The organism is Mesorhizobium sp. M7A.F.Ca.ET.027.02.1.1 (assembly GCF_004022985.1).
Taxonomy (GTDB): Bacteria; Pseudomonadota; Alphaproteobacteria; order Rhizobiales; family Rhizobiaceae; genus Mesorhizobium.
The window spans coordinates 1-4,294 of the sequence record NZ_RZOL01000481.1; the positions used below are offsets into that span (position 1 = coordinate 1).

At 61.9% G+C, this 4,294-nt stretch carries 9 protein-coding genes; 7 read left to right on the forward strand and 2 right to left on the reverse strand.

Translation table 11 applies throughout. The annotated features are described in order from the left end of the window. Positions 1-400: hypothetical protein (locus tag EN749_RS37910; RefSeq protein ID WP_189367832.1), on the reverse strand; the 400-nt coding region annotated here is incomplete at its 3' end. Positions 401-513: 113 nt separating this feature from the next. Here EN749_RS37910 and EN749_RS37915 point away from each other — a divergent pair. The 6 genes from EN749_RS37915 (at position 514) to EN749_RS31730 (ending at position 3,266) form a co-directional block, all read left to right on the forward strand. Further along, on the forward strand, positions 514-1,041 hold the full coding sequence (locus EN749_RS37915) for a hypothetical protein (protein WP_189367833.1): 528 nt from the start codon (positions 514-516) through the stop codon (positions 1,039-1,041). Positions 1,042-1,201: 160 nt separating this feature from the next. Next, positions 1,202-1,471 (forward strand): hypothetical protein, encoded by a 270-nt coding sequence (locus tag EN749_RS31715; protein WP_127398148.1) that lies wholly within the window; start codon positions 1,202-1,204, stop codon positions 1,469-1,471. 73 nt (positions 1,472-1,544) lie between these two features. Further along, the gene (locus EN749_RS31720) at positions 1,545-1,850 is read left to right on the forward strand and encodes a hypothetical protein (protein WP_127398150.1); all 306 of its coding nucleotides are present in this window, start codon (positions 1,545-1,547) and stop codon (positions 1,848-1,850) included. A 142-nt stretch (positions 1,851-1,992) separates the two neighbouring features. Next, on the forward strand, positions 1,993-2,262 hold the full coding sequence (locus tag EN749_RS31725; RefSeq protein ID WP_127398315.1) for a hypothetical protein: 270 nt from the start codon (positions 1,993-1,995) through the stop codon (positions 2,260-2,262). 153 nt (positions 2,263-2,415) lie between these two features. Further along, positions 2,416-2,517, forward strand: coding sequence for a TMEM175 family protein (locus EN749_RS39145; protein ID WP_245482815.1), 102 nt, complete (start codon positions 2,416-2,418; stop codon positions 2,515-2,517). Between the two features lie 2 nt (positions 2,518-2,519). Further along, complete coding sequence (locus EN749_RS31730; RefSeq protein ID WP_127398313.1) at positions 2,520-3,266, forward strand: hypothetical protein; 747 nt, start codon at positions 2,520-2,522, stop codon at positions 3,264-3,266. Between the two features lie 28 nt (positions 3,267-3,294). Here EN749_RS31730 and EN749_RS31735 read toward each other — a convergent pair whose 3' ends face one another. Further along, positions 3,295-3,642 (reverse strand): DoxX family protein, encoded by a 348-nt coding sequence (locus EN749_RS31735; protein ID WP_245491536.1) that lies wholly within the window; start codon positions 3,640-3,642, stop codon positions 3,295-3,297. Between the two features lie 267 nt (positions 3,643-3,909). Between EN749_RS31735 and EN749_RS31740 the strand changes: the two genes are divergently transcribed. After that, entirely contained in the window at positions 3,910-4,101 is a 192-nt protein-coding gene (locus EN749_RS31740; protein WP_127270775.1) for a hypothetical protein, read from the forward strand. The last annotated feature ends 193 nt before the right edge of the window (positions 4,102-4,294 follow it).

A 4,294-nucleotide genomic window follows, 5' to 3' on the forward strand; every position in this document is an offset into this window, starting at 1 on the left:
GGTCCATGGCGCTGGCACCGGCAGCGGAAACCATTTCGGCCTTGGGTGCCGCCGGTCGGGGCCGGCTGGCTCGCTTCTTCGAGCGAACCGTTTTCCTCTTTGCCTTCTTGGCGCGCTTCGGCCCTGTCGCCTGGGCGGGCTTCGTCGCACCGACAGGCTTTGCCACACCGGCCCGCGCCTTGAGACGCGCCATGACCAGACCGACAAGGTGCCCGGCGATGCCGGCCTGCGGAAAACAAAAGCCGCCGGCCGCATCCCGCACCATGCCGATCTTTACGCCGGGTGCGACCTGCTCGATACGCCCCAGGCGGGGCTGCGGTGCGGTGCCTTCGAATTCGCCAATGGCGCTGACGATTTCCTGGCCGTCAGCATCGGTGATGATGGTGGCGTAGCGGTACATCGTGACCCTCTTGAAGACTGGTGTAATTTGGTTCAATCAAAGGCGGCGGCGTCGCGGTGGCTGATGGCCTAGATAGAGGGCGAGTCCGATTGCCTCGATACCATCCGATCAGAGTGACCCCCGAGATAGATTGCGTCCAAAGCGACCTGCGCGAATTGCGCTGGACAAATGACGCGGTCGTGGCCGACTTCATAATCCCCGGCGACGAACACCATGTCTTGCGTGTTCTGTTCACCAATCAGGTGATCATCCGCATCCTCGACGAAATGCCGCTGAGCACCGAGCATGAGAACACGCCCAGGGAAGGTCCCATTCCTCATCACTTCGCCTATCGGGTCGAAGGCGCCACCTTTGAGACAACGCAGTCCGAGACGTGGAAGTTCACGCAGCACCCGGCAACACATTATCGCTTCGTGACCGGCTGGACATGCCTTGACGTTTTGTCGTCCAAGGAGCCGACCTTTCGGGTCGTCAAGCGAATGCCGATTCAACCTTCGACTGACGACGAGAAACGTCTCGCAAAATACGGCAGCACAAAGCCAGAAACAAAAAACCCGCCTCGGCGGCGGGTCAGTGGCGCAACTCAGCACCATGGGCAAAAATGTAGCATAGCTGCACTCACCCCGTCAACCGTTTTTTGAGAAAAAATTCCTAGACCGGTCGGAACTCCCACTCGGAGCGACGCTGGCAAGCGCGTAAAACCCTGCTTTTGCCGGCGGCTGGTCATAAGCCGGCAGGTGTGAAATCATTCGTCGAAGCTCATGGAATGATTCCCGTCGCACGGCCTTGTGGGAGAGGACGATGGACAGACCAGCCATGGCATCCGTGTTCAGGATGCGGCATGCACAAGCCACGGTTTCCGGCGTGCGCAGCACCGGCCAGGGTCAGGCCGATCCAGTCATCCGCGTGCGTTCGCTGGGCGAAGCCATCCGTTTCGTCGCCAACGCCTACCCCCAATACGACATCAGCGCCGTCGCCATCAGCTGTGGGGATGTTTCGATCAGCAGCCTCGGCAACCTGGAGGTCAAGGCGCTGTGGCGCGAATATGGCGAACGGCTGACGCAGGAATAGGCGTTCGCCCGCACCCTTTCTGGAGCGGAAATGCCGCTCGCGCGTTTCAACCCCAGCCACGGGAGCAATCGCCATGAATGTCGCCAACCTGCAACTCGAAGGCCTGTTGATGGCCGTCGCCTCGATCAACCGCCTCCTGGTTCAAAAGGGGGTGCTGACGGCGGAGGAAATCGACCTGGCCTTGCGGAAGACCGAGGCCGGCGAAACCAACCAGGAGCGATCCGAAGGCATGTCCGCATCCAGCCGCGACGCCGTCAACTTTCCGATCCGGCTGCTGGAACTCGCCAATCAGTGCCAGCCCGAGGCGGACATGCCGTCTTTCTCGAAGCTGGCCCGCATGGTCGGCAAGATAAAGGAACCCTACAACGACCAGCTGTGAGGGCGCCAAGCCGGCGACAACGGCCGGTAGACCCGTGGAAATGCCGCTTTTGCCAGCCGGCTTTTCATGAGCCGGCTTGTGTGGGACCATCAGTCACAGCTCATGGAATGATTCCCGTCGCTCGGCCTTGTGGGAGAGGACGATGGACAGACCAGCCATGGCATCCGTGTTCAGGATGCGGCATGCTCCGGCCACGGTTTCCGGTGTGCGCAGCACTGGCCAGGGCCAGGCTGATCCCGTCATCCGCGTGCATTCGCTTGGCGAAGCGATCCGCTTCGTCGCCAACGCCTATCCCCAATACGATATCAGCACTGTGGCCATCACCTCGGGGGATCCGTCGATCCCGCGCCTCGGCGGCCTGGAGGTGAAGGCGCTATGGCGCGAATATGGCGAGCGCCTGACGCGGGAATAGGCCGCTTGCCTCGGCTCTCCAGCCGGAACTGGTTCCGCGCCTTCCGGATCGGAAACGCCGCTGACAGGACGCAGCTTTCGAGCATTTGACGCCGGCTTGCCCTGGGGTTGCTGCGTCTATCCTTTTTCATGTGCTTTCGCTTATAACAGCCAAATGCCGGCAACATCCCACCTCCCCTGCAATCGCCTGGATGCGCTGGTCGACGGCATTCTCGCCATCACGATGACGCTGCTCGCCGAGCGGGAGCGGCAATAGGCATGCAGCCCGACGACCAGCTTCAGCGCCTGATCGACGACTGCTATGCAGCATTCGCGCCCTATCCGAGGCCGCATGCCATACATGCCTCGCCATTGCGCAATCCCGTCGCGTTGCTGAAGACACTGAGCTCCGCTCCGTTGCGAGAACTGACCGGCGATCAGATCGGCCCCTATGCCGGCTACGCGATGACCACGGTGGGAGACGTTGACGACTACAAGCATTTCCTGCCGCGCATCCTCGAGCAGGCTATCCGTGACCAACAGTGGACGGGGACCGATCCATCGATCATTGCCGAGCGCTTGAAGAAGGGGAAGTGGCTGGATTGGCCGCTCCATGAGCAGGCTGCAATCCGCGCGCTGTTCGCCGGCGCCTTGTCGCAGGCCCTTCAGGAAGATCCCGACGAGGAGGAAGCCGACAGCTGGATCTGCGGCATCGCCTGTCTTGATCTCGATCTGGCCGCGATGCTGGGAAGATGGCTTGCTGCACCGTCGATCAATGCCACGCTGCAGTTGGCCAACTTCATGCAGTCAGGGGCAAACTTTGTGTTCGAGAACGACACCACCGAGCGCGCACTTTGGAGCCACGTGGACGAGGCGAAAATTCATCAGATGCGACGCTGGCTGCTCAGCCTGCCGGTGCACCAGCTGTTGCTGACTGCGCGAGGCCGCGCAGCACCTTCCCGGCTGCGGCTGATCAACAAAGGGCTGGAGGCGTTGGCTTCATTCGACCCGACCAGCATGCATTAGCCGCAGGCGTGTTCCTCCAACCCTCGCCTTACGCCCTGCCCGGCCATCCCAGGTCGAGCGAAAGCACCTTGCCCGGTCCATGCACGGCCGCAAACAGCAGTCCGGCCAGGAACGAAAAATGGTCGATGAAGAAGCCGAACTCGGCTTGGTTGCCGGCCCAGTGGCGGGGTCCGTGAAAGGCGAAGCCGAGGAACAGCACATAGGCGGCGGCGACAAGGGCCGCCTGCGAGAAGAAGGCGCCGGTCAGGAAACACAGCACCAGCGCGACCTCCAGGATCGCCGCGCACCAGGCCAGCAACAGCGGAAACGGAAAGCCGGCGGCGGCGATATAGCCGGCGGTGGCGTCCATGCCCATGAACTTGAAGGTCACGGCCATCAGGAAGACGCCGGCGAAGATCAGCCGGGCGACGACAAGGGCCGCGGTCGCCACGGTGATTGAGTGATTTGCGACGACATGCTCGTTCTCCAGCTTTGCAGGTTGATCGCTCCTAGGACGCGCGACCGGCGCCAGGTCCGACACATCAGTCCAATTTTTCTCGACAGGATCGCAGAGGGCTTTCGAAGCGTCACACCGTACAGCAAGAGCGATTTTCGGTTTGCCGGCTGACGGCATATTATTGCTCGCTCCAAGGGGGAATCGGACATGGCCAAGGCATTGACCATCGGCGCACCGCGGCATCCGGCGACGAGCACCGTCTACGAACAGGAATGCAGGGATATGCTGGTTCCGCATCTCGACGCCCTGCTCCGCAAGGTCGAGGCCGCCGGCTGGGACCGCGGGCAGGCCGCCTCGGCGCTCATGTATCTCGCCGCGATGCGGCTGAAGCCGGCCTGACGACACGCCGGCCCGGACGGCTTTCCGGCGCATAGCGATGTTGAAACTTGTTGGTAATCACGGACGTGATATCGTTAGTCGGGGCTAATGCACCGGTGTGTCGGTGCAGGGATTTTGGGTGGGCTGAAATTTGCGCACGAGCGTCAGGTTTGGGGCGACATCTCATGGCGAGCGGTCGGCACCGCTGGAGTGC